The organism is Methylobacterium sp. NMS14P, assembly GCF_028583545.1.
GTDB lineage: Bacteria > Pseudomonadota > Alphaproteobacteria > Rhizobiales > Beijerinckiaceae > Methylobacterium.
In genome coordinates, this window is sequence record NZ_CP087106.1 from 2,726,144 (window position 1) to 2,751,195 (window position 25,052).

A 25,052-nucleotide genomic window follows, 5' to 3' on the forward strand; every position below is an offset into this window, starting at 1 on the left:
GCGCCGTCGTTGAGCATGGCGCTGCTGGCTTGCTTCGCTCCGCTCGCAAGGACGGCGGGTTCGAAGTCTTCAGCCCCGGGGCTGTGAGGAGAGACGCCAGCATGGACCAGTTCGACGCGTTCCGGGCGATGAGCGAGTTCTGGACCCGGGCCGGCGCGGGCTTCTTCACCCCGGGCGCCGGGCAGGCCGCGCCCGGCTTCGGCTGGCCGACCTTCCCGGGGGGCGACCTCGCGGATCTCGCCGCGGCGCAGGCCAAGCTGAGTGAGGCCTGGACTTCCGCCACCGCCCTCTCGCAGACCCTCGCGAAATCCCTCCAGGGCGGCCCCGGCGCGCCGGACCCGACCGCCGGGGCGGTGCTGGCCCGGATCTTCGACCCGCAGGCCTGGCTCGGCGGCTCGGCCGAGTTCGACGCCGCCCTGACCCGCATGGCCGAGGGTCCGCAGCTCGCCGACCTCTGGCAGACCGAGCGGCGCTACGCGGCCCTGTTCACCGCCTGGGCGACGCTCCGGCGGGCGCAGAGCGAGCATCAGGCCGTGATGCTCGACGCCTGGACCCGCGCCGCCGGGACCTTCGCCCAGCAGGCCAATGCCCGCGCCGAGCGCGGCGAGAGCTTCGCCTCCGCCCGCGAGATGATGAGCGGGTGGATCGAGACCGCCAACGCGGTCCTGCTGGAGGTGCAGCGCTCGGACAAATTCCTGGCCTCGCAGCGGGCCGTGCTCCGGGCCTCGACCGACCTGCGCCTCGCCCAGCAGGACGTCGCGGCGTTCCTGTCCGAGTTCTACGGCCAGCCGACCCGGGCCGAGCTCGACGACGTCCACAAGAGCCTGACCGAGCTGCGCCGCGAGGTCCGGGCGCTGCGCCGGGAGCGCCGGCAGGCCGGCAAGGTCGCGAAGGCGGGTGGTTCACAGGTCGGGGAGGAAGCCCATGGCTGATCAGGAAAGCCCGAAGGGGCCGGCCGCGCCGCTGAATCTCACCCCCGCCGCGTTGCTGGCCGAGGTCGGCACCCTCGGCCGCCGGATCAGCGAGGGCGCCAAGCTGTTCGCCGATGTCAGCGACGCGGATGTCGAGATCGCCACCACGCCGAAGGACCTGGTCTGGAGCCAGGACAAGGTCAGCCTCTACCGCTACCGGCCGCTCGCCGAGAGCAAGGGCCTGCCGCCGGTGCTGATCGTCTACGGGCTGATCGGCCGCTACACGATGGCCGACCTGCAGGAGGACCGCTCGCTGGTCCGCAACCTCCTGAAGCTCGGGCTCGACCTCTACGTGGTCGACTGGGGCAATCCGGGCCGGGCCGACCGCTACGTCACCATCGACGATTACGTGGACGGCTACCTCGCCGAGTGCGTCGCCTTCATCCAAGAGGCGGCCGGGCGGGAGAAGGTCAGCCTGCTCGGCATCTGCGAGGGCGGCGTCTTCACCACCTGCTACGCGGCGCTCTACCCCGAGACCGTCAACGCGATGGTGCTGACCATCACGCCGATCGACTTCCACGCCGACACGCGGGAGAACCGGGCCGGCCACGGCTTCATCAACGTCTGGACCCGCTCGCTCACGCCCGAGGATGTCGACCGGCTGATCGAGGCGCAGGGCTCCCTGCCCGGCGCCTTCATGGGCTCGGTGTTCTCGATGATGACGCCGATGCGCACCATGACGAAGTACAACCTCGACCTGCTCGACGCCCTCGACGACAAGAAGAAGTTTTTGAATTTTCTCCGCATGGAGAAGTGGATCGCCGACCGTCCGGACCATCCCGGCGAGGCCGCCAAGCAGTGGCTGAAGGACCTCTACCAGGACAACAAGCTGGTCGAGAGCGCCTTCGAGCTCGGCGGTCGGCGGGTGGAGCTGAAGGCCATCACCTGCCCGGTGCTGAACGTCTTCGCCCAGGACGACCACATCATCCCGCCGGCCACCTCGCAGGCGCTGAAGGACCGAATCGGCACCACCGACTACACCGAGATGGGTCTGCCCGGCGGCCATGTCGGCGTCTTCGTCGGCGGCAAGGCACAGAAGCTGCTGGGCTCCGGCATCGCCGACTGGCTCGGCAAGCGGGGATAACGTGCAGGCTCGGGGGAGTGCCGCATGGGCAGCCTGAAGAACAAGATCGTCAGCGCCGACGAGGCCGCCGCCATCCTGCAGGACGGCGACATGGTCGCGGTCTCGGGCTTCGTCGGGATCGGCACGCCCGACGAGCTGATCCTGGCGCTCGCCCGCCGCTTCGAATCCGGCAACGGCCCGCACGGGATCGGCCTGATGTTCGCCGCTGCCCCCGGCGACGGCAAGGAGCGCGGCCTCAACAAGCTCGCGATCCCGGGCCTTGTCCGCCGCGTCGTCGGCGGCCACTGGGCGCTCGTGCCGAAGCTCGGCGCCATGGCGGTGGCGGGCGAGATCGAGGCCTACAACCTGCCGCTCGGCGTGGTCTCGCATCTCTACCGGGAGATCGCCGCCCACACCCCCGGCCACATCACCAAGGTGGGCCTGCGCACCTTCGTCGACCCGCGGCTGGAGGGCGGCAAGCTCAACGCCGTGACGCGGGAAGACCTCGTCAGCGTGGTCGAGCTCGGCGGCGAGTCCTGGCTCCACTACAAGGCCTTCCCGGTCAACGTCGCGCTGATCCGCGGCACCACGGCCGACCCCGCCGGCAACATCACCATGGAGCGCGAGGCGCTCACCCTCGACAACCTCGCGGCCGCCATGGCGGCGAAGAACTCGGGCGGCTTCGTCATCGCCCAGGTCGAGCGGCTCGCCGAGGCCGGCTCCCTCAACCCGCGCGAGGTGCAGGTGCCCGGCGTGCTGGTCGATTGCGTGGTCCTGAGCAGTCCCGAGAACCACCGCCAGACCTACGGCACGCCCTACAACCACGCCTTCACGGGCCGCCAGCGGGTGCCGCTCGACCGGATCGCCCCGATGGCGCTCGACACCCGCAAGGTCATCGCCCGGCGCTGCGCCTTCGAGCTGCCTCCGGGCGGCGTGGTCAATCTCGGCATCGGCATGCCCGAGGGCGTCGCGGCGGTCGCCGCCGAGGAGCGGGTGCTCAAGTACCTGACGCTGACCGCCGAGCCCGGCGTGATCGGCGGCCTGCCGCAGGGCGGGCTGGATTTCGGCGCCGCCCTCAACCCGGCCGCCGTGCTGCACCAGAACCAGCAATTCGACTTCTACGACGGCGGCGGCCTCGATCTCGCCTGCCTGGGCCTCGCCCAGTGCGACGCCGAGGGCAACGTCAACGTCAGCCGGTTCGGCACGCGGCTCGCGGGCGCGGGCGGATTCATCAACATCTCGCAGAACGCCAAGAGCCTCGTCTTCGCCGGCACCTTCACGGCCGACGGCCTCAAGGTGGCGGTGGAGGACGGCGGCATCCGGATTCTCAGCGAGGGCCGCTCGCGGAAATTCATCGCCGCGGTGGAGCAGGTGACCTTCTCGGGAGCCTACGCGGCCGAGCGCGGCCAGCCGGTGCTCTACGTGACCGAGCGCTGCGTGTTCCGCCGGACCCGGGCCGGCATGGAGCTGGTCGAGGTCGCGCCGGGCATCGACATCCAGCGCGACATCCTCGGCCAGATGGGCTTCACCCCGATCGTGCAGGACCCGCAACCGATGGACCCGCGCCTGTTCCGCGAGTCCGTGATGGCGCTGGAGCCGTGGCTGCTGGGCCTCTCGCTGTCGGAGCGGATCAGCTACGACCCGGAGCGCAACATCCTGTTCTCGAACCTCGAGGGTTTCCAGGTCCGGACCATCGACGACGTCGAGCTGGTGCGCCGCGAATACGAGCGCGCCTGCCAGGAGATCGGGCGCAAGGTCCACCTAATCGCCAACTACGACGGTTTCGAGATCGACCCGACGGTGAGCGACGCCTACTTCTCGGCGATCGCCTATCTCGAAAACCGCTATTACGAGACCGCGTCCCGGTATACCACGAGCGCGTTCATGCGATTGAAACTCGGCGCCTCGTTGGCGAGCCGCGACCTGGCTCCCCATGTCTTCGAGACAAAAGCCGAGGCGCAGGCGAGGAATACGGCCCAGAGCGTGCCTCTCAAGCCGCGGCCCGGCATGTCCCAGCCCGACATGCCGCGGCCGCCGAAGGAACCGTTGGATGCCTGAGTTCGAGACCCCCTCCCTGAAGGACCGCGCCCTGCTGGTCGATGCCTGCCTGATCGGCGGCGAATGGTCGAAGGCCGGTTCCGGCAGCATCGACGTCACCAACCCGGCGACCGGCGCGCTGATCGCCAAGGTGCCGAATGCCGGCGCCGACGAGACCCGCCGGGCGATCAAGGCGGCGCATGAGGCCTACCCGGCGTGGCGCGCCAAGACCGCCAACGAGCGCGCCGTGCTGCTGCGCAAGCTCGCGGCACTCGTGACCGAGCATCAGGAGGATCTGGCGCAGATCCTCACCGCCGAGCAGGGCAAGTCGCTGACCGAGTCCCGCGGCGAGGTCGCCATGTCGGCCGCCTACGTGCTGTGGTTCGCGGAAGAAGCGCGCCGCGTCTACGGCGACGTGGTCCCCTCCCCCTGGGGCGACCGCAAGATCCTCGTCACCAAGGAGCCGGTCGGCGTCGTGGCGGCGATCACGCCGTGGAACTTCCCGTCCTCGATGATCGCCCGCAAGATCGCCCCGGCGCTCGCCGCCGGCTGTCCGATCGTGATCAAGCCCGCCTCGCAGACCCCGCTCTCGGGCCTCGCCTGGGGCGTGCTGTGCGAGCGCGCCGGCTTCCCGGCCGGCACGGTCTCGATCCTCACCGGCTCGGCCCGCGCCATCGGCGCCGAGATGACCGGCAACCCGCTCGTCAAGAAGATCACGTTCACGGGCTCCACCGAGGTCGGCAAGGTGCTGCTGGAGCAGGCCGCCCACACGGTGAAGAAGGTCTCGATGGAGCTCGGCGGCAACGCGCCGTTCATCGTGTTCGACGACGCCGATCTCGACCGGGCGGTCGCCGGCGCGATGCTCGCCAAGTACCGCAATTCGGGCCAGACCTGCATCTGCACCAACCGCTTCCTGGTGCAGGACGGGATCTACGACGCCTTCGCGGAGAAGATGGCCGAGGCGGCCAACCGCCTGAAGGTCGGCAACGGCGTTGAGGACGGCGTCGCGCAAGGGCCGCTGATCGACATGGCGGCGGTGGAGAAGACCGAGGCCCATATCCGCGACGCCGTCGAGAAGGGCGGCCGAGTGGTGGCGGGCGGCCACCGCCACGCGCTGGGCGGCCAGTTCTTCGAGCCGACGGTGATCACCGGCGCCACCCCCGCCATGGCGGTGGCCCGGGAGGAGACCTTCGGGCCGCTGGCGCCGCTGTTCCGCTTCCGCGACGAGGCGGAGGCGATCCGCATGGCCAACGACACCGAGTACGGCCTCGCCTGCTACTTCTACACCCGCGACCTCGGCCGCACCTTCCGGGTCGCGGAAGCGCTGGAATACGGCATGGTCGGGATCAACGAGGGGATCATCACCACCGAGGTGGCGCCCTTCGGCGGCGTGAAGGAATCCGGTCTCGGCCGAGAGGGCTCGTACCAGGGCATCGAGGATTACCTGAACACCAAGTACCTGTGCGTGGGCGGGCTGGGCGCGTAGGGCCCGACCACCGGACGCCTCGGTCGTGGCCTGACGGGCGTCCGCTCCCGCTCCGCGGGCTGCGATGTCCGCATCGCTCGGGGACGCCGGCGCCGATGCGGAGGCGCGACCTGCCCTCTCTCCCGCGCGGGAGAGGAAACCCGCGCCCCCTCGAGCCGCCGTGCGGGCCGGTCGAGACGCGGCGCGGCTTACTCTCCCGAGGGGGGTAAGGAGTACGGCGCGTCTCGGCGCAACCGAGGCCGACTACCGGCCGCTGGGCGCCGCGCCGCTGCCCGTGGCGCCGTTGCCCGAGCTGCTGCCGGCGGGCGCCCCCGGGGTGCTGACGCGCGGACCGCCGCTGGTGCCGGGCGCCACGCCGGCGCCGGTGGAGCCAGTGCTCTCCATGGAGCCGGCTCCCGTCCCGGTCCCGCCCACCGCGCCGGACTTGTTGACGTTGCCCTGGTTGGCGCCGCCGGTCTGCGGCGCCTGGGCCAGCGCCGCGCCGGACGTGGCGAGAGCGACGGACGTGGCGAGGGCGAGGATCGTCTTCGACATGGGGCCTCCTGACATGACGGTGAGCTGTTGACGTCGCGCTGTGGTGTCAAGCCAACCCGGGGGCGCCGGGATGGTTCGGCCGCCCTCAGCGGGCGAGCGCCTCGCGCCACGCCGTCCAGGGCCAGCGCAGGGGCTCCCCGCCCGCCGCCGGGGCGATCGAGACCGTCGCGGTCCGGCCGCTCACCAGCCGCGGATCCGCGGTGCCGCCGTCGAGGGTGATCCGAACCGGGATGCGCTGGGCGAGGCGCACCCACGAGAAGGTCGGGTTGACGTTGGCCAGAAGGTTGGTCGCGTCGCTGCGGCCGGTCTCGCCGATGCCGCCGGCGATGCTGGCGACGTGGCCGCGGAGTGCGCCGTCCTCGCCCATGATCTCGACGGTCACGGGCGCGCCGACGCGGATGCGCGGCAGCTTGGTCTCCTCGAAGTAGCCCTCGATCCGTACGGTGTCGCGGTCGATCAGCGCCATGACGCCGCGGCCGGTGGTGACGTAGGCGCCCGGGCGCAGCTCCATGTTGGTGATCCGGCCGTTGACCGAGGCCCGGACCGCCGAGCGCTCCAGGTTGAGCTTGGCGAGGTCGCGGTCCGCCAGGGCCTGCTCGTAGGCGGCCTCCGCGGACAGGTCGGCGGCCCTGGCGGCCTCGACCTTCTGCTGCGACACCGCCGCGTCGGAGAGCTTGCTGTAGCGGGCGTAGTCGGCCGCATTCTGCTCGGCGGTGGCCTTCCGGCCCTGCACCATCGCCTCCGCCTGCCGCAGCCCGAGGCGGAACCGGTCCGGATCGATCCGGAACAGCACGTCGCCCTTCCGCACGACCTGGTTGTCCTCCACCAGCACCTCGGTGACGAGGCCGGAGACGTCGGGCGCGACCGCCACCACGTCGGCGCGCACGCGCCCGTCGCGGGTCCAGGGCGCGTCCATGTAGTAGTCCCACAGGCCGAGGCCGACGATCAGCGCCGCGGCGACCATGCCGAGCGTGACCAGGAGACGGCCGAGGGCGGAGAACAGGGCGGTCATTGCAGGGTCCGATGGGCGAGGGTCACGACGCCGCCGAGCAGGACGACGTAGAGGGCGAGGTCGAAGAGCGGCCGGTGCCAGACGAGGCGGTAGAAGCCGGTCGCCGCGAGGAGGCGGCGCAGCGGCAGGCTGAGCGCGAAGGCGGCGGCCATCCAGAGCGCGAGGCCCGGCACGAACACGCCGTAGAGGTCGATCTCGCCCATCATGCCGCCATCTCCCGCTCGTCCGGCGCCGCCCGGTAGCCCGGCGCGTCGGGGAAGAGCCCGCGGCGCAGGCCGGTCAGCCCGATCAGGGCGGCGCGCCGCTCCGGCGACGCGGCCGCGCCCGCGACGGCGTCGAGGCCGTCGTCCAGGGCCGCCAGGAGCGCAGAATCCGGCTGCCCGGTCCGGCCGCGCAGCCGGCGCGCCGCCAGCGCGAGGACCCGGTCGACGGCCTGTCGGGGCGGCCCCGCCAGCCGCCGACGCACCCGGCGGACCTCCACGAGGTTGATGCCGACCCGGACATCGGCCAGCAGGTCGCCCACGGGGGCGGACGTGGCGGCGGGCAGGCTCGCCAGCCGCGGCGCGATCAGGCCGACGCGGTCGAGCATCAGGGCCGCGAGCTCGAGCCCGTGGCCGGCGCCGCGCCCGGCCGCGGCGGCCGCGAGGCTCCGCCGGTTGATCCGCACGAGCCGCCGCGCGCTCCACCCAGCGCCGACCGAGCGGATCAGCCGGGTGACCACCGCGCCGACCCACATGCCCACCACCGACGCGATCACCCCGTTGGCGAAGGGCGCGAAGTCGCCGCTGTAGCCGTTCTGGAGCGCCAGCAGCGTGGCGCCGTTCAGCGCCGCGCCCATGCCCATCGGGGCGGTGCGCGGCTGCGTCATCATCAGGCCGCACAGGATCAGGGCGGGCGCCAGCGCCAGGGCGAGCATCTCGAAGGAGGTGGCGAGCGGCAGCACGGCGAACAGGTAGAGGCCCGCGCCGAGGGCGCCGACGATCGCCGAGTTGGTGAAGCTCAGGATCTGCGGCGCGGGATCGTCCTGCGCGGCGAACAGGCAGCAGGCGACCGCGCCCATCATCGGCGCCGCGGAGCCGTCCGGCCAGCCGGTGCCGATCCAGATCGCGCAGCAGACCAGCAGGCCCACGAACACCCCGAAGGCCGAGAACGCCGCCAGCCCGTGGTCCCGGTGCCGGACGGACCGGACGCGGGCCGTGTAGGCGAAGGCGAGCGGCGCCCGGGGCGCGGTGCCGGCGGCGAGATGGCCGCGGAGCACCCGCAGGTCCTGGCGCAGGTCGATGACGTCGCGCAGGCGCGCCGCGAGACTCGCGAGCAGGAGCGTGTTCCAGTCCGGAGCCCGGCCGAGGGCCGGCTCGAACCCGTCGATCCGGTCGCGCAGCCGCGCGGCGCGGTCCGTATCCTCCGCCGCGTCCTCGTCCTCGGCCCCGTCGGCGAGCCAGGCGGCGAGGTCCGACAGGAAGGCCCGGACCCGCGCCGGCAGCGCGCCCGCCTGCTCGAGGGCGGCCACGCGGTCCGCCACGGCCGCCACGATCGGGAGGACCATCAGCATGTGCTGGCGGAGCGGCGCGAAGGCCTCCGCGGCGCGCTCCGCGCCCGTCGCCTCGTTGCGCAGGGCGAGGCCGAGGGCGTCGAGGCCGATCGCGTCCGAGGCGAGGCGCAGGCGCCGGCCCTGGCTCGGCCCGGCGGCCTCCGGCGCGCGGGCCGCCGCGAGGGCGCCCTGCGTCCAGGTCCGGGCCTCGGCGAGCCACAGGTTCAGCCGCTCGACGATCACCGGCGCCGCCGATTGCGGCAGCACCAGCGTGGCGACGAGGCTGGCGCACAGGATCCCCAGCGAGATCTCCTCGGCGCGCGCCACCGCGGTGTCGAAGATCGCGCCGGGATCATCCACCGCCGGGAAGCCGATCAGCGCGGCCGTGTAGCCGGCGAGCATCGGCAGGTAACTCGCGGGCGTGCGGTCGAGCAGCGAGACGTAGAGGCACAGGGCCACCCAGAGCGCCACCGCGAGGCTCAGCAGGATCGGCGCGTTGACGAGGTTCGGGACCAGCACGACGCTCATCGCCGCGCCGAGCCCGGTGCCGCAGAGGCGGTAGACCGCCTTCGAGCGGGTCGCGCCGGAGAGGACCTGGCTGGTGATGTAGACGGTGCCGAGCGCCCAGTACGGCCGCGGCAGGTCGATCCAGAGCGCGAGGTACAGGGCGAGCATCGCCGCCGCGTAGGTCTTCAGCGCGAAGGCCCAGTCGCGCCATCCGGGAAGGGTCACGGTACCGGCTCCGGTTCGCGCGCGGCCGCGGCCGCCTCGCGCCCGTGGCGCTGGAGCGCCGCGAACACCCGGAGACTCGCTTCGAGATCGGCACCGTCGACCTCGGCGAAGACACGCGCGCGCAGGGTCGAGAGCTCGGCCTCGATCCGCTCGAAGACCTGACGGCCGCGCGGGGTCAGGCCCAGCACCTTGGCGCGCCGGTCCGACGGGTCCTCGCGGCGCACCACCAGTCCGGCGGCGGCGAGCTGGTCGATGAGGCGGACGAGGGAGGGGCCCTCGATGCCGACGGCTTCCGCCAGGACGTTCTGGCGCGGCGCCTCGTCCATCCGGCCGATGATGATCAGGGGATGCGCGCTCGCATCGGACAGGCCGTGGGCCTCCGCGACGGTGTTGGCCGCGCGGCGCCAGTGGCGTCCGGTCGTCAGGAGGGCGTGGGTACAGGCCTGCTGCAGCTGCTCGCGCGTCTTCGGATCGTCGATGCTGGGCATTGGCCAAATCCATCGCCGCGAGGATCCGGCGAGAGGCAGGATCCATTGGCTCGCGTGCTGATAGATAGCGTCATATCAATTTGGACGGAGAGATAACTTGTGGCGTCAGGGTTGCAGGAGAGGAATGGGTTCGCCCCATTCTCACGAATCGCAAGCGTCACCGGAATGCTAAGGCGTCCAACTTCGCTCCGCCATTTCTGGTCAGCGCCGCGGAGTCCGGAACCCGGGGCCGCGGACGCGCCCAGCCTCAATGGAAACTGCGGTTCTGGATTGCCAGCCTCCGGCGTGCCCTTTCGGGTTCGGGCTCGCCCGCGGCGCCCCGGAATGACGGGGTGGGTGCCGCGCACCGCCGCGAACGGCAGGGATGGCTTATCCCGAAGCCGCCGATCCGTTCTCGTTCGCCTCGGCTCGCTCCGGCACAGCGGACGCCGTATCCGCACCGGGTCCGCGCGTCCGCCGCGGCGTCACGCCGGATGCGTGTTGTGGATCTGGTCGAAATCGAGGGACGCGGTGTCGATCACGATCTGCGTCCGGCTGATGACCTCGAGCTTGCGCAGGATCTCGGAGACGTGGGCCTTCACGGTCGAGTCGCCGACCTGGAGCTCGTGGGCGATCTGCTTGTTGAGCTTGCCCTGGCGGATCATCATCAGCACCCGCAGCTGCTGCGGCGTCAGCCGGGCGAGGCGCTCCGGCAGCGGTGCCTTCTTGCTCCGCGGCGCGGGCGCGCTCGCCTCGGCCAGCCCCGGCGGCAGGAACAGCGCCCCGCTCATCACCTCGGTGATCGCCCGGGTGAGCGTCGCCTTGTCCATGGCCTTCGGCACGAAGCCGGCCGCGCCGTGCTGCAGGGCCTCGCGGACGATGCGCGGATCCTCGTGGCCGGAGACGATCAGGATCGGGATCCGCGGGAAGCTCGCCCGGATCGTGATCAGCCCGTCGAAGCCGGTGACGCCCCGCATCGACAGGTCGAGGAGCGTCAGGTCGATGCTGCGATTGGCCGCCAGCACCGCGCAGGCCGCCTCGATCCCGTCGGCCTCGTGCAGGACCGCGTCGGGATGCGCGAGGCGGATCGTGGCCGCCAGGGCGTCGCGGAACAGCGGGTGGTCGTCGACGATCAGGAGATGCACGGAGACCTCGGTCCTTCGCTCGAGATCCTCACAGGATCCGCCGAATACGCGGGCGGGAGGTCCGAAGGTGATCGATGCGGCCCCGGGGCGCAAGCGGGTGTTGAGACGACCGCCCTGCCCCGGAGCCTGAGCGTGCCGGCCCGCGGAGGGCCGGCACGCTGTCGGTTGAGCGCCTTCAGCGCGACGCCACCGTCTTCGGCAGCTTGAACGCCCAGAAGCTGCCGCCCTGGTTGATGCCGGCGGTGGACTTGGCGACCTCGCCGCCCCAGAGCGGCACCGCGCCGCCCCAGCCGGCCGCGACGCCGACCCACTGCTCGCCGTCCTGCTCCCAGGTGATCGGCGACGAGACCACGCCGGTGCCGACCTGGAACTTCCAGACCTCCTCGCCGGTCTTGGCGTCGAAGGCCTTCAGGAAGCCCTCCGGCGTGCCGGTGAAGACGAGGTTGCCCGCTGTGGTGAGCACGCCGGCCCAGAGCGGGGCCTTGTTCTTGTACTCCCACACGACCTTGCCGGAGGCCGGGTCGATCGCCTTGAGCGAGCCGATATGGTCGTCGAACACCGGCTTGATGGTGAAGCCGGCGCCGAGATAGGCCGCGCCCTTCTTGTAGTTCACCGGCTCGTTCCAGATATCCATGCCCCACTCGTTGGAGGGCACGTAGAACAGCTTGGTGTCGGGGCTGTAGCCGATCGGCATCCAGTTCTTGCCGCCGAGGAAGCTCGGAACCGCGAAGACCGACTTGCCCTTCTTGTCGTCGCCGGTCGCCTTGCTCGGGTCGCCGGGCCGGTTCTCCTCGTTGTAGATCGGGCGGCCGTTCTCATCGATGCCCTTGGCCCAGTTGATCTTCTCGACGAACGGCGTCGCCGAGATGAACTTCCCATTGGTTCGGTCGAGCACGTAGAAGAAGCCGTTGCGGTCGGCGGTCGCGCCGGCCTTGATGGTCTTGCCGCCCTTGTTCAGGTCGAACGGCACGAACTCGTTGACGCCGTCGAAGTCCCAGCCGTCGTGCGGGGTGGTCTGGAAGCCCCAGACGATCTCGCCGTTGTCGGGGTTGAGGGCGAGCCGCGAGGAGGTCCACTTGTTGTCGCCCGGCCGCAGCCAGGAGTTCCACGGGCCGGGGTTGCCGGTGCCGAAGTAGATCAGGTTGGTCTCGGGATCGTAGGTGCCGCCGAGCCACGTGGCGCCGCCGCCGAACTTCCACATGTCGCCCGGCCAGGACTCGTTGGTCTTCCCGGTCATGGTCGAGGGCTTGCCGTTGAGCTCGCCCATGTGGCCCTCGATCACGGGCCGCTTCCACACGACCTCGCCGGTCTCGGCGTCGCGGGCCTCGATGCGCCCGATGACGCCGAACTCGCCGCCCGACACGCCGGTGATGATCTTGCCCTTCACGATGATCGGGGCGGCCGTGTAGCTGTAGCCGGCCTTGAAGTCGTCGATCTCCTTCCGCCAGACCACCTTGCCGGTCTTGGTGTTCAGCGCGACGAGCTTGGCGTCGAGTGTGCCGAAGTAGACGTTGTCCTTGTAGAGCGCGGCGCCGCGGTTCACCACGTCGCAGCAGGGCAGGATCCCCTCCGGCAGGCGGGCGTCGTACTCCCACTTCTTCTCGCCGCTGCGGGAGTCGATCGCGTACATGCGCGAGTACGAGCCCGTCACGTAGATGATGCCGTCCTTGACCAGCGCCTGGCTCTCCTGGCCGCGCTGCTTCTCGCCGCCGAACGAGAACGACCACGCCGGGACGAGACCCTTGATGTTGTCGCGGTTGAGGGTCTTCAGCGGGCTGAAGCGCTGGGCCTGCGGGCCGAGACCGTAGGTGACGACGTCGCCGGGCGTCTTGGCGTCGTTGATGATGTCCTGCTCGGTGACCCCCTGGGCCATGGCCGGCAGGGCGCCGCCCGCCACGAGGGCGGCGACGCCCGTCGCGGCGAGGAACCGGGTCCGCATTCTCATGACGTGTCCTCCGTGGTCGGCCCCGGTCCGTGTGGCCGGGGCATCCGGGTTTCGACGCGGGCCGCACGAGTCGCGGGGCGCCCCCTTGGAGGACGAAGCTATCGGGCTTCTCAGGAAAGTCTTATTGGCCATTGGTCCAATGAGCCGACACTGAATGCTGGCGAAACCGGTGTGTTTTTCGGATCAAAGCCAAACGTCAGCGAGGCTGTGAGAGATAGCCGACCTGATAAGTTAAATAATCGAAATTGCCGTCATCGCGAGCGCAGCGAAGCGACCCAGGGTAGCGCGACATCGCAAGACGTGGCGCCGCCTGGATTGCTTCGCTGCGTTCGCAAAGACGCGTTCTTAAGCAGATCAGGCTACAGATAAGCCAGAATTGCGATGACTGGTGACCAGGCGTTCCTCAATACCCCTTCGGCGGCGCATAGGTGACGCCGTAAGTCTCGCAGATCGCCCTGAGGCGACCGTCCGCGTTGAGCGCCGTGATCGCGTCCCCGACCGCGTAGGCGAGGTCGCGGGAATCGGTCCTCACCGCGCCGCCGATCTCCCAGCGGGTCTTCACCAGCCCCGTCGAGGGGACCGTGGCGATCGGGTTATCGGACTTCGGGGCCTTCGCGGCGGACAGGGCCGCCTCGATCGCCGCGCGGGTTCCGGCCAGGATCGGCGCCTCGCCGGCGAGGTAGGCCTTCGCGGCCTCCTCGAAGCTCTTGTAGTGCTTCAGGTTCGGGCGGAACCGGCCGCCCTGGGCGGTCAGCAGCATCAGGTCGGCGGCGCCCGTGCCCTCCAGCGCGACGCTCCGGTCGCCGATATCGTCGAGGCTGTCGAAGCCCTCGAGCGCGCCCTTCCGGTACGCGAAGGCGATCTCCTGCTCGAAGTACGGCGCCGTGAAGAACACCTGCTCGTTGCGCAGGGCGAGCTGCCGGTCGGTGGGCACGTGCAGCATCAGGTCGGCGAGCGGCGTGCCGGCGAGGTCGCCGCGCCACAGGTTCAGGCGTAGGTCGCCGTCGACGTTCTCGCCGGCATCGACCACGCGCAGGTCGAGCTTCACCTTGAGCGTGTCGGCGATCGCGCGGGCGAGATCGACGTCGATCCCGCGGGGCTTGCCGGCCGTCTCCTCGGAGAACGGCGCGTTGTCCCCGTAGACCGCCACCCGCAGCGTCCCGTCGGCGGTGACCTGGTCGAGCGGGCGCGCCGCGGCTGCCGATGGGAACGGCGCCGCCAGGAGCAGGCCGCAGAATCCGAGCAGGAGGGGGCGCCGGCGCACCGCGGGGGGCCTACTCCTCATGCTTCGACTCGATGTAGCTCCGGATCGCCCACAGGCCCTCCTGCGAGATCACACCCTCGAAGGCCGGCATCTTGGTCACGCCGTTGATGACGGCGCCGTGCTTCATGCGCTCGACGAAGTACTCGTCGCCCTCCTTGCCCTGCGGCAGGTAGCGCAGGTCCGGGGCGAGGCCGCCGGAGATCATCTCCAGGCCGTGGCAGCGGGCGCAGTTCTGGTTGAAGCCCGAGGCGCCGATCGCGACGGCGTGCTTGTCGCCCTTGTAGGGGTTCTCGGCGACCCACTCGGCGCCCAGCGGCTTCAGGCCGTCGGTGTTGACCGGCTGGGGCTGGACGTCGCCGTGCCCGAGGGCGCTGCCGGCGGTCAACGCGAGTCCTAGCGCCAGTCCCAGCGCCGCGGGCACGCTGCCCGCCGCCGTCTTCATCGTGCGCATCCGCCCCTCCCGTCGTCGTTGCACGACGGTTAGCAAGTACCGGGCGGCGGACCCATTATGCTTTGGTACGGATCAGCCGGAATAACGCCATCCACGACTTGTGTTGCACTGCATCAAAAGCGGTGTGTGCACCTTGGTCCAATATCGGAGGGCACAACTCCGCTCCTAGACTCCCCGCCAAAGACGAGAGCCGCGGGGCTGGAGGAGACGGGCGGGGATGGTGTCCTCCGGTGCGCGGCGGCCCGGGATGCGCGGCGGGCCATGGGCCGGCCTGCGGCGCGCCGTCGTGCTGGCAGCCATGGCGGCCCTGGCGCCGGTCGCGCAGGGGCGGGCCGCGCCCGCGCCGGCGGGCCCGCCCCTGACGATCCGCTACCTGGAGCGGCGGGTCGAGCGGCCGGTGCCGCTGAACAACGAGGACCCGGTCCCCGACGACGAGGGCGCGAAGGGCGCGGAACTCGGCCTGAAAGATTCCAACGCCACCGGCCGCTTCCTCGGCCTCGGCTTCGAGCTCGGCGCCACGGTCGTCGAGCCGGGCGACGACATCCGCCAGGCCTTCCGGGACCTCGCCGACCGCCGCTTCGTGGTGCTCAACGTCCCGGCCGCCGACGTCCTCGCCCTCGCCGACCTGCCGGAGGCGAAGGGCAGCGTGCTCCTCAACGTCGGCGCCCCGGACACGCGCCTGCGCGACGCCGATTGCCGGCGGAACCTGCTCCACGTCCTGCCGTCCCGGGCCATGCTGGCGGACGCGCTGGTGCAGTTCCTGGCGTTCAAGCGCTGGTCCCGGATCCTGCTGGTCACCGGGCCGGCGCCGGGCGACGCGCTCTTCGCCGAGGCGCTGCGGCGTAGCGTCAGGAAGTTCGGCGCGCGGATCGTCGCCGAGTCGCGCTACGACCCGCAGGGCGGCGACGTCCGCGACACGGCTCTGCGCGAGTTCGCCCTGCCGACCCGCGGGCCCGAGCACGACGTGGTCGCGGTGGCCGACGAGGCCGGCGCGTTCGGCGCCAGCCTCAACTACAACACCGCCTCGCCCCGGCCCCTCGTCGGCACGCAGGGCCTCGCGCCGGCCGCCTGGGGCCGGCCCGTCGAGGCCTGGGCCGCCGTCCAGCTCCAGGGGCGGTTCCGGAAGCTCGCCGGCCGCGCCATGCGGCCCGTCGACTGGGCCGGCTGGATGGCGGTGCACGCCGTCGGCGAGGCGGCCGTGAAGGCGCGCAGCACCGACCCCGCGACGGTCCGGGCCGCCCTCACGGCGCCCGGCTTCGAGATCGGCGGCTTCAAGGGGCGCCCCCTGAGCTTCCGCGCCTGGGACGGGCAGCTGCGCCAGCCGGTCTTCCTGCTCTGGCCCGGGGCCGTCACCGCGACGGCGCCGATCGAGGGCTACCTCCACCACCGCACGGAACTCGACACGCTCGGCCTCGACGAGCCCGAGAGTGCCTGCCGCGCCTTCTCAGGGACATCCGGATGAGTCGGCTCGCCCCCCTCGCGCTGCTCCTCTGCCTCGCGGGCCCCGCGCGGGCCGAGGAGATCTTCGTCTCGAACGAGCGCGACAACACCGTCTCGGTGATCGACGGCGACAGCCTGGAGGTGCTGCGCACCTTCCCGGTCGGCCGTCGGCCCCGCGGGCTGACCTTCTCGCAGGACGGGCGGTCGCTCTACGTCTGCGCCAGCGATTCCGACGCCGTGCAGGTGATCGACCCGGAGACCGGTCAGGTCCGGCACAACCTGCCCTCGGGCGAGGACCCGGAGCAGTTCGCCCTGGCGCCCGACGGGCGCACCCTGTTCATCGCCAACGAGGAGAACGCCACCACCACGGTGGTCGACGCGCAGACCCGCAAGGTGCTGGCGCAGATCGACGTCGGCATCGAGCCGGAGGGCGTGGCGGTCAGCCCGGACGGGCGCACGGCCGTCACGACCTCCGAGACCACCAACATGGTCCACTGGATCGACACGCGGGCGCTCGCGGCCGTGGACGCAACGCCGGTCGGGCAGCGGCCGCGCTTCGCCGCCTTCACGGCGGACGGGTCCCGGCTGTGGGCGTCCTCGGAGATCGGCGGCACCGTGTCGGTGATCGACGTCGCCACCCGCAAGGTGGTCGAGACGGTCGAGTTCGCCGTGAAGGGGATCGCGGCCGACCGGATCCAGCCGGTGGGCATCCAGATGTCGAAGGACGGGCGCCACGCCTTCGTGGCGCTGGGACCGTCGGACCGGGTCGCGGTGGTAAATACCGCCACCTACCGGGTCGAGAGCTACATCTTGGTCGGCCGCCGGGTCTGGCAGCTCGCGCTCAACGGGGCGGGCACGCGGCTCTTCACCACCAACGGCGTCTCCGGCGACGTGACGGTGATCGACGCCGCGACGTTCCGGCCGATCAGGACCGTGAAGGTCGGCCGCTTCCCCTGGGGCGCGGCGGCGCGGCCGATGAGCCCGGCGCAGGCGCCGGACGGGCGCGCCGCCGGTGCGGTGCCGTGACAGTCTGGCTGACGCGGACCCAGGCATCCGCCTCCCTCGTTGGAGGCTTCCGGATCCACACTGGGGGCTGGGCCACAGCGGCGCCGAAGGACACTCGGGTCCCCTCTCCCGTGCGGGAGAGGGACAGGGTGAGGGATCAGGGCCGTCGGGACGAGGCGCGAGGCGACCGCGGGTCGAGACCGTGCTCCATCCTGAAACTCATCGTCCCTCACCCCGACCCTCTCCCGGTCGGGAGAGGGGGCCCGTCGCGCATTGCCGCCGGCGTCGGTGCGCGACCCGGGCCTGTGACCGACGCGGCCTGGGGCGGAGGCAGCCAGATGACTCGGCCGCTGCGGAGCGCAGCGTCTCCCAGCCCATCCGCGCTCCGAACCGCGGTAGGCCTGGGCGCGGGCCTGCTCCTTCGAGCCGCGCTGCTCCTTCTCGCCCTGCTCCTGCCGACCCTCTCGGTCCATGCAGGCCAGCTCGATCGCGCCGGCCTCGAGCGCCATTTCCCGCCCCCGCTGGTGGTCGGCGAGAAGGACGACAGGCTTCCGGTCTGGCCGATCCTGAAGCAGCAGGCCGGGTCCTACGAGGTCTTCGCCTACGCGTTCGAATCCGTCGACCTCGCGCCGATCCCGGGCTTCGGGGGCACGCCCCCCGACCTGCTGATCGCGCTCGCCCCCGACGGCACCTTCCGGGACGTGACGGTGCTCTCGCACCACGAGCCGGTCTTCCTCGAGGGCCTCGGCCCGGAGCCGCTCTTCGCCTTCGTCGAGCAGTATGCCGGCCTCTCGGCCCGGCAGGCGATCCGGGTCGGGCGGCCGAACGCGCGGGCCGCCGGCGCCGCGCCCCAGACCACCGTCGACGGCATCTCCATGGCCACCGCCTCGACGCGGGTGATCAACCAGTCGATCCTGGCCTCGGCGCTGGCGGTCGCCCGCGCGAAACTTGGCTTCGGGGCGGCCAATGTCGGCCTGAAGGTTGAGGCGAAGCCGGACCTCTACGAGCCGCTCACCCTGGCCGAGCTTCTCGCCCGGGGCTGGGTCCGGCGGCTGACGGTGACGAACGCGGACGCCGCCGCGGCCTTTCGGGGCACCGGCGTGACGGACCCGTCCGAGGGGCCACCCGACGCCGCCCTGACCGACCTGTACGTCGCCGCGCTGGACCCGCCCTCCATCGGCCGCAACCTGCTGGGTCCGTCGCGCTACGACGCGCTGATGCGCGAGCTCGGCCCCGGCAACCACGCCGTGATGGTGATCAGCGCCGGGCCGGAGGACGCGCCCGAGAACCCGGTCGGCGACCGGTTCGTGCTGGGCGCCGTCCCCGACCGGCTGGCGATCGGCCAGGGCGGCCTGATCGTGAACGCCCGCGACATGGCGGTGGAGCGCCGCGAGGCCGGCCTCGCCGAGGGGCTGCCGCCCGGCCCCTGGACGGTCCTGCGGATCGACCAGGCCGCCGGCTTCGACCCGTCCGCGCCCTGGGTGCTGACCGAGACGATCGTCCGCGAGCGCGGCCAGATCCTGTCCGAGAAGATCGCCCGGACCTTCACGGTCGAGACCGCCCTGCCCGCCGGCCTGTTCACGCGGGTCCGGTCGGATGACGGGCCGAGCTGGACCGACCCCTGGCGGGCGCGCGCGCCCGAACTCGCGCTGATCGGGCTGATGCTCGCGGTGCTGGTGCCGGTCCTGAGCCTCCAGCGCGGGCTGGTGGCAGATCAGCGCCGCTTCACCCTCTTCCGCCTCGGCTTCCTGGCGCTGACCCTCGGCTTCGTCGGCTGGTACGCGCAGGCGCAGCTCTCGATCGTGACCCTCGTCGGCCTCGTGCGGGCCGCCACCGTGACCCACGACCTCGCCTTCCTGCTCTACGACCCGCCCTCGCTGGTGCTCTGGGCCTTCGCGCTGGCCGCCCTGGTCGCCTGGGGACGCGGCACGTTCTGCGGCTGGCTCTGCCCCTTCGGCGCGCTGCAGGAACTCGTCGCGCTGCTCGCCCGGCCGCTGCGCGTCCGCCCGGTCGCGGTGCCGCCCGGCCTCGACCGGACGCTGCGGTCGCTGAAATACGTCGTGCTGGCCGGCATCCTCGGCGCGGCCGCGGCGGGGTCGCCCCTTGCCGACACCTTCTCGGAGGTCGAGCCGTTCAAGACCGCCATCACGCTGTACTTCGTCCGGGCGTGGCCGTTCGTCGCCTACGCGGCCGGGCTGCTGGTGCTCAACCTGCTCGTCTACAAGGGCTTCTGCCGCTACCTGTGCCCGCTCGGCGCCGCCCTCGCCCTCCTCGGGCGGGTCCGGGTCCTCGACTGGATCCCGCGCCGGGCGGAGTGCGGCTCGCCCTGCCAGCTCTGCAAGGTCCGCTGCCGCTACGGGGCCATCGCGCCCTCGGGTCGGGTCGACTACGCCGAGTGCTTTCAGTGCATGGAGTGCGTGACGATCATCCACGATCCCGGGCAGTGCGTGCCGCAGGTGGTGGCAGGCAAGCGGAGCCGCCGCGCCGCGCCCCGGCCGGTGACCGTCGGTTGAGTGCCCCGGTCCGCTTCGCGCCGGCCCGGCGCCGGCTCCTCGTCGGTGCCGCGGGCCTCGCCGGGCTCGGCGGCATCGCGGCGTTCCGCGCCGCCGCGGCGTCGCGGGGGCTGGCGCTGCGCACCCGCGCCGGCCTCGCCTTCGGCACCACCGTGGCGCTGACCGCCGCGGGACCCGACCCGTCGGCGACCGAGGCCGCCCTCGGCGACGGGTTCGCGGCGATGCGCGCCGTGGAGGCGGCCGCCAGCCTGTTCCGGGCCGACAGTGCCCTGGCGCGGCTCAACCGGGACGGATCCCTCGAGGCGCCCGACCCGCATCTCCTCGCACTGCTGCGCTTCGCGCTCGCCCTCGCGGCCGAGACCGGCGGCGCCTTCGACCCGACCGTCCAGCCGCTCTGGCCGGTCTGGGCCCAGGCCGCCGCCCGCGGCGAGCGCCCCGGGGCGGACGCGCTGCGCGCGGCCCTGGCGCGGGTCGGCTGGCGGCGGGTGCGGGTCGGGACGGACCGCGTCGTCCTGGAGCCCGGGACGGCCCTGACGCTGAACGCCCTGATCCAGGGCTACGCGGCCGACCAGGTCATGGCGGCGCTGCGGGCGCGCGGGATCGACGACGCCTTCGTGGATACCGGCGAGTTCGGCGCCGCCGGCGCGCATCCCGACGGCACGCCCTGGCGCCTCGGGCTGGCCGATCCCCGCCATCCCGGCGAGGTCGCCGCCGTCATCGCCCCGTTCTCGGGCTTCGCCGCGACCTCGGGCGACTACAACATGAGCTTCTCGGACGACCGCGCCGACCACCACATCTTCGATCCGGCCACCGGCCGGTCGCCGCGCGCCCTGTCGTCCGTCACGGTCACCGCGCCGACGGGGCTCGTCGCCGACGGGCTGTCGACCGCCTGCATGGTCCTCGGCCGCGCGCGCGGCGCGGACCTTGTCGTGGCCCGTCCGGGCTGCACCGTGCGCTTCACCGCGAAGGGCTGACACATCCCGCTCCGGTGCGCGGGGCGAGGCCCGAACCGCGCCGCGCGCTCTGCCCGTGCGGGAGCGATAGTTCTACGGAGGTTCGATCCGCGGCGCAGGCCCTGCATGCGTCCGGACCCGACAGGACCGTCAGGAGAACGCGCGTGACTGAAGCAGCCGGGCCGTACTGGCCGACGGAGGTCTGGGCGGAGCAGGACCCGGGAGCGGCGGGGCTCGATGCCGGGCGGCTCGCGGACGCCGTCGCCTTCGCGGAGGCCCACGAGAGCGCGTGGCCGCGCAGCCTGTACTATCCCGACGGGCGCTACGTCGGGATCGTCGAGTGGAACGAGACGGGGCCCTGGAGCGCCATCGACGGGCCGGTGCGTCCGCGGGGCGGCCCGGCGGGCGTGATCCTGAAGGGCGGCCGGCGCGTCGCCGCCTGGGGCGACGCGGCCCGCCCGGACATGACCTTCTCGATCGCCAAGAGCTACCTCGCGGTGCTCGCCGGCCTCGCCCACGACGACGGTCTGATCCCCGACGTCGACGCGCCGGTGCGGGACAGCGTCGCCGACCCGCTCCTCGACGGCCCGCACAACGGCGCGATCACGTGGCGCCATCTCCTGCAGCAGTCGAGCGAGTGGCGGGGCACGCTGTTCGGGAAGTCCGATCAGGTCGACCATTTCCGGCAGATCGGCCCGGGTGCCGACAACAGCCGCAAGGGGGAGGCGCGGGCGCCCCGGAGCCCCGGCACCTACTACGAGTACAACGACGTCCGGGTGAACCTGCTGTCGTACTGCCTGATGCGCCGGTTCGGCCGGGCTCTCCCGGAGGTGCTCCGCGAGCGGATCATGGATCCGATCGGCGCCTCCCGCGACTGGGCGTGGCACGGCTACGACACGGCCTGGGTCGAGGTCGCCGGTGCGCGGGTCCAGTCGGTCCCCGGCGGCGGCCACTGGGGCGGCGGCCTGTTCATCGGGGCCGACGACCACGCCCGCTTCGGTCTCCTCGTCGCCCGCGGCGGCGCCTGGAACGGGCGGCAGCTCCTCTCGGAGCGCTGGATCCGCGCCATGCTGACACCGTCCCCGACGCTGGACAGCTACGGCTACCTCTGGTGGCTGAACCGCGGCGCGGCCGCCAAGCCGCAGCTGCCGGCCTCGGCCTTCAGCGCCCTCGGGGCGGGCAACAACGTGATCTGGTGCGATCCCGAGCACGACCTCGTCGCGGTCCTGCGCTGGATCGACAAGGCGGCCCTCGACGGCTTCCTGCTGCGCCTCGTGGCGGCCCTGCGCCCGTAGGCGGGCCGGCGGCGCCAGCAACGGTCGGTCTCTAGGCCGTCAGAGCGCCGCGATGGTCTCGGCCATCGCGCGCGCCCGCGGCACGAGGCTTCCCACCTCGAGGTACTCCTCGGGCGAGTGGGCCTTGCCGCCCACCGGGCCCACGGCGCAGAGCGTGGGGCAGCCGACGCTGGCGGTGAAGCCCGAATCGGCGCAGCCGCCGGCGAACTCGCCGGTCACGGGATTGCCGCCCTCCGCGCTCACCCGGGCGTAGGTCTCGAACAGCGCCCGCGAGGCCTCGTCCTGCACGAGCGGCAGGAACTCGCCCTTGATGGTGAGATGCGCGGTGGTGTCGGGCACCGTCGATCCCGCCACGATCGCGGCGATCCGCTCCATGGCGGCCTCGCGGTCGGGCGGGGTCACGTAGCGCAGGTCGATCTCGCAGGTCACCCGGGGCGCCACGGTGTTCACCGACTGGCCGCCGGAGATCAGGCCGACATTCACCGTGGTGCCGCGGTCGAGGTCGGTGAGCGCGTGGAGCGCGACGGTCTTGTGGGCGAGTTCCAGGATGGCGCTGCGCCCGTCGGCGTAGTTGCCGCCGGAATGGGCCGCCCGGCCGAGCACCTCGAGGTGCATGAACACCCCGCCCTTGCGGCCGGTGACGACGTTGCCGGTCGGCCGCCCCGGCTCGGAGTTCAGCACCGCGCGGGCGCCCCGGGCGGTCTCCTCGATGATCGGGCGGCAGGCCGGCGAGCCGATCTCCTCGTCGCTGGTGAACAGGCCGACGAGGGGCACCGGCGCGCCGCCGGCCCGGTGGTAGGCGGCCAGCACGAAGGCGTTCATCACGAGGCCCGCCTTCATGTCGGCGACGCCGGGCCCGTAGGCGCGGCCGTCGGCGACGCGGAACGGCCGCCGCGTCGGCTCCCCCTTCGGGAAGACGGTGTCGCGGTGGCCCATGAGCACGACCGGCCGGTTGCCGCCGCCGGAGCCCGCGACCTCGGCCTTCAGCGCGTCGCCGTATCCCTCGACCGGGATCGTCGCGACCGGGATGCCGTGCCCGGTCAGGAACGCCGCGATGCGCGCGCCGACCGCGTCGACGCCCGGCTTGTCGTAGGAGCCGGAGTCGATGTTCACCAGCTCTTCGAGGAGGGCCAGCATGGCGCCCTCCTGTGCGTCGAGCCAGCCGAGGGCGTCGGTGTCACGGGCGGTCATGCAGGGCCTCGTATCGGGGGCAGCAGGATTGCGCAGGCCGTCTTTGCGAGCGGAGCGAAGCAACCCAGGGTCGCGCAACCTCTGGCAGCGTAGCGCAGACTGGATCGCTTCGCTGCGCTCGCAAAGACGGCGCAGCGTCCGAATCGACCGCCGATGTGGTCGGCGGCGCCTACTCCACCGTCACCGACTTCGCCAGATTCCGCGGCTGGTCGACGTCTTTCCCCATGAACACCGCCGTGTGGTAGGCGAGCAGCTGGATCGGCACCGCGTACACGATCGGTGCCACCGTCGGGTCGAGCGCCGGCATGGTGAAGGTCGCGAGCGTGTCGAGCCCGTGCTCGGCCGCGCCCTTGGCGTCGCCGATCAGCACGATGCGGCCGCCGCGGGCGGCCACCTCCTGCATGTTCGAGACCGTCTTCTCGAACACCGCGTCGTGCGGCGCGATCACGATCACCGGCACGCTCTCGTCGATCAGCGCGATCGGGCCGTGCTTCAGCTCGCCCGCCGCGTAGCCCTCGGCGTGGATGTAGCTGATCTCCTTCAGCTTCAGCGCGCCCTCCAGGGCCATCGGGTAGCTGGTGCCGCGGCCGAGATAGAGCACGTCACGCGCCTTCGCGACCTCCCGGGCCAGGCCCTCGATCGCGCCCTCGTGGGTGAGCGCCTCGGCCATCAGGCCCGGCGCCTTGATCAGGCCGTCGATCAGCCGCCGCTCGCCCGCCGCGTCGAGCGTGCCGCGGGCCCGGCCCGCCGCGATGGCGAGGCAGAGCAGCACGGTGAGCTGGCACGAGAACGCCTTGGTGGAGGCGACGCCGATCTCCGGCCCGGCCAGCGTCGGCATCACCACGGAGGATTCCCGCGCGATCGTCGAGGTCGGCACGTTGACGACGCTCAGCGTGTGCTGGCCCTTCGACTTCGCGTAGCGCAGGGAGGCCAGCGTGTCGGCGGTCTCGCCCGACTGCGAGATCACCAGCGTCAGCCCGTCCTTCTCCAGCGGCGCCTCGCGGTAGCGGGCCTCGGAGGCGACGTCGATCTCCACCGGCAGGCGCGCCACCTGCTCGAACCAGTACCGGGCGACGAGGCCCGCGTAGTAGGCCGTGCCGCAGGCGGTGATGTAGACGCGGCTGAGCTTGGCGAAGTCGAACGGCAGCGCCTCGGGCAGCGCGACCCGCCCCTGCGCCATGTCGACGTAGTGGGCGAGCGTGCGGCCCACCACCTCGGGCTGCTCGTGGATCTCCTTGGCCATGAAGTGGCGGTACTCGCCCTTGTCGATCCGGTAGGCCTGCGTGGCGATCTTCTGCCGGGCGCGCTCGACCGTGGCCCCCGACGCGTCGCGGATCTCGGCGCCGCTCCGCGACAGGATCGCCCAGTCGCCCTCGTCGAGATACGTGATGGCGTCGGTGAACGGCGCGAGCGCCAGGGCGTCGGAGCCCAGGTAGGTCTCGCCCTCGCCGAAGCCGATCGCCAGCGGCGCGCCGTGGCGGGCCCCGATCAGCAGGTTCTCCTCGCCGGAGAACAGGAAGCCCAGCGCGAAGGCGCCGCGCAGCCGCGGCAGGGCGGCGGCCACGGCCTCCACCGGCCCCATCTGCCGGTCCATGTTGCGGCTGACGAGCTGGGCGACGACCTCGGTGTCGGTCTCCGTCTCGAAGACGACGCCGTCGGCCTCCAGCTCCTGCTTGAGCTCGCGGAAATTCTCGATGATGCCGTTGTGCACGACCGCCAGACGCGCGGTGGCGTGCGGGTGGGCGTTGGTCTCGTTCGGCCGCCCGTGGGTCGCCCAACGGGTGTGGCCGATGCCGATCGTGCCGGTGAGCGGCTCCTGGGCGAGCCTGGCCTCCAGGTTGACCAGCTTGCCCGAGGCCCGGCGCCGCGCCAGCCGGCCGTGCTCCAGGGTGGCGATGCCGGCGGAATCGTAGCCGCGGTACTCGAGCCGCCGCAGGGCCTCGATCACCTGCCCCGCCACCGCGTCGCGCCCGACGATGCCGACGATGCCGCACATGGGAGTGTCTCTCGCTGTCGC

20 protein-coding genes are annotated in these 25,052 nt (G+C 72.2%); 9 read left to right on the plus strand and 11 right to left on the minus strand.

Annotated elements, in window-relative coordinates; genetic code table 11:
• The first annotated feature begins 101 nt into the window (after nucleotides 1-101).
• From LOK46_RS12930 to LOK46_RS12945, 4 genes are read left to right on the plus strand one after another with little or no spacing between them, the layout of a single operon-like run.
• Nucleotides 102-932, plus strand: a complete 831-nt coding sequence (locus LOK46_RS12930; RefSeq protein ID WP_273564120.1) for a poly(R)-hydroxyalkanoic acid synthase subunit PhaE — start codon at nucleotides 102-104, stop codon at nucleotides 930-932.
• Nucleotides 925-2,055 carry a class III poly(R)-hydroxyalkanoic acid synthase subunit PhaC gene (gene phaC / locus LOK46_RS12935; protein ID WP_273564121.1) on the plus strand — a complete coding sequence of 377 codons (1,131 nt, stop codon included), beginning with the start codon at nucleotides 925-927 and terminating at the stop codon, nucleotides 2,053-2,055. Before LOK46_RS12930 ends, phaC begins: the two co-directional genes overlap by 8 nt.
• Before the next feature lie 24 nt (nucleotides 2,056-2,079).
• Nucleotides 2,080-4,092, plus strand: a complete 2,013-nt coding sequence (locus tag LOK46_RS12940) for an acyl CoA:acetate/3-ketoacid CoA transferase (protein ID WP_273564122.1) — start codon at nucleotides 2,080-2,082, stop codon at nucleotides 4,090-4,092.
• Nucleotides 4,085-5,557, plus strand: a complete 1,473-nt coding sequence (locus tag LOK46_RS12945; RefSeq protein WP_273564123.1) for an NAD-dependent succinate-semialdehyde dehydrogenase — start codon at nucleotides 4,085-4,087, stop codon at nucleotides 5,555-5,557. The genes LOK46_RS12940 and LOK46_RS12945 overlap by 8 nt, the downstream gene beginning before the upstream one ends.
• Before the next feature lie 243 nt (nucleotides 5,558-5,800).
• Here the strand turns inward: LOK46_RS12945 and LOK46_RS12950 are convergent, their stop codons facing one another.
• The 9 genes from LOK46_RS12950 to pedF form a co-directional block, all read right to left on the minus strand.
• Nucleotides 5,801-6,091 (minus strand): hypothetical protein, encoded by a 291-nt coding sequence (locus tag LOK46_RS12950; protein WP_273564124.1) that lies wholly within the window; start codon nucleotides 6,089-6,091, stop codon nucleotides 5,801-5,803.
• Nucleotides 6,092-6,176: 85 nt separating this feature from the next.
• Nucleotides 6,177-7,103, minus strand: coding sequence for an efflux RND transporter periplasmic adaptor subunit (locus LOK46_RS12955; RefSeq protein ID WP_273564125.1), 927 nt, complete (start codon nucleotides 7,101-7,103; stop codon nucleotides 6,177-6,179).
• Entirely contained in the window at nucleotides 7,100-7,309 is a 210-nt protein-coding gene (locus LOK46_RS12960; RefSeq protein WP_210033710.1) for a DUF1656 domain-containing protein, read from the minus strand. The genes LOK46_RS12955 and LOK46_RS12960 overlap by 4 nt, the downstream gene beginning before the upstream one ends.
• Nucleotides 7,306-9,366 carry an FUSC family protein gene (locus LOK46_RS12965; RefSeq protein WP_273564126.1) on the minus strand — a complete coding sequence of 687 codons (2,061 nt, stop codon included), beginning with the start codon at nucleotides 9,364-9,366 and terminating at the stop codon, nucleotides 7,306-7,308. Before LOK46_RS12965 ends, LOK46_RS12960 begins: the two co-directional genes overlap by 4 nt.
• Nucleotides 9,363-9,854, minus strand: a complete 492-nt coding sequence (locus LOK46_RS12970; RefSeq protein WP_273564127.1) for a MarR family winged helix-turn-helix transcriptional regulator — start codon at nucleotides 9,852-9,854, stop codon at nucleotides 9,363-9,365. The genes LOK46_RS12965 and LOK46_RS12970 overlap by 4 nt, the downstream gene beginning before the upstream one ends.
• Before the next feature lie 464 nt (nucleotides 9,855-10,318).
• A complete protein-coding gene (locus LOK46_RS12975; protein ID WP_273564128.1) occupies nucleotides 10,319-10,978 on the minus strand; it encodes a response regulator in 660 nt (219 codons plus the stop codon).
• Nucleotides 10,979-11,153: 175 nt separating this feature from the next.
• Nucleotides 11,154-12,923 (minus strand): PQQ-dependent methanol/ethanol family dehydrogenase, encoded by a 1,770-nt coding sequence (locus LOK46_RS12980; RefSeq protein ID WP_273564129.1) that lies wholly within the window; start codon nucleotides 12,921-12,923, stop codon nucleotides 11,154-11,156.
• A gap of 403 nt (nucleotides 12,924-13,326) precedes the next feature.
• Nucleotides 13,327-14,208, minus strand: coding sequence for a substrate-binding periplasmic protein (locus LOK46_RS12985; protein WP_273564130.1), 882 nt, complete (start codon nucleotides 14,206-14,208; stop codon nucleotides 13,327-13,329).
• Complete coding sequence (pedF, locus tag LOK46_RS12990) at nucleotides 14,198-14,638, minus strand: cytochrome c-550 PedF (RefSeq protein WP_273564131.1); 441 nt, start codon at nucleotides 14,636-14,638, stop codon at nucleotides 14,198-14,200. Before pedF ends, LOK46_RS12985 begins: the two co-directional genes overlap by 11 nt.
• 217 nt (nucleotides 14,639-14,855) lie before the next feature.
• Between pedF and LOK46_RS12995 the strand changes: the two genes are divergently transcribed.
• From LOK46_RS12995 to LOK46_RS13015, 5 genes are all read left to right on the plus strand, one after another.
• Nucleotides 14,856-16,100, plus strand: coding sequence for an ABC transporter substrate-binding protein (locus LOK46_RS12995; RefSeq protein WP_273564132.1), 1,245 nt, complete (start codon nucleotides 14,856-14,858; stop codon nucleotides 16,098-16,100).
• A complete protein-coding gene (locus LOK46_RS13000; protein WP_273564133.1) occupies nucleotides 16,097-17,104 on the plus strand; it encodes a PQQ-dependent catabolism-associated beta-propeller protein in 1,008 nt (335 codons plus the stop codon). The genes LOK46_RS12995 and LOK46_RS13000 overlap by 4 nt, the downstream gene beginning before the upstream one ends.
• 317 nt (nucleotides 17,105-17,421) lie before the next feature.
• Entirely contained in the window at nucleotides 17,422-19,596 is a 2,175-nt protein-coding gene (locus tag LOK46_RS13005) for a 4Fe-4S binding protein (protein WP_273564134.1), read from the plus strand.
• The gene (locus LOK46_RS13010; protein WP_273564135.1) at nucleotides 19,593-20,570 is read left to right on the plus strand and encodes an FAD:protein FMN transferase; all 978 of its coding nucleotides are present in this window, start codon (nucleotides 19,593-19,595) and stop codon (nucleotides 20,568-20,570) included. Before LOK46_RS13005 ends, LOK46_RS13010 begins: the two co-directional genes overlap by 4 nt.
• A gap of 143 nt (nucleotides 20,571-20,713) precedes the next feature.
• On the plus strand, nucleotides 20,714-21,844 hold the full coding sequence (locus tag LOK46_RS13015; RefSeq protein ID WP_273564136.1) for a serine hydrolase domain-containing protein: 1,131 nt from the start codon (nucleotides 20,714-20,716) through the stop codon (nucleotides 21,842-21,844).
• Between the two features lie 39 nt (nucleotides 21,845-21,883).
• Here the strand turns inward: LOK46_RS13015 and LOK46_RS13020 are convergent, their stop codons facing one another.
• Nucleotides 21,884-23,035 (minus strand): M20 family metallopeptidase, encoded by a 1,152-nt coding sequence (locus tag LOK46_RS13020; protein WP_273564137.1) that lies wholly within the window; start codon nucleotides 23,033-23,035, stop codon nucleotides 21,884-21,886.
• A gap of 169 nt (nucleotides 23,036-23,204) precedes the next feature.
• A complete protein-coding gene (gene glmS, locus LOK46_RS13025) occupies nucleotides 23,205-25,031 on the minus strand; it encodes a glutamine--fructose-6-phosphate transaminase (isomerizing) (RefSeq protein ID WP_273564138.1) in 1,827 nt (608 codons plus the stop codon).
• Nucleotides 25,032-25,052: the final 21 nt, after the last annotated feature.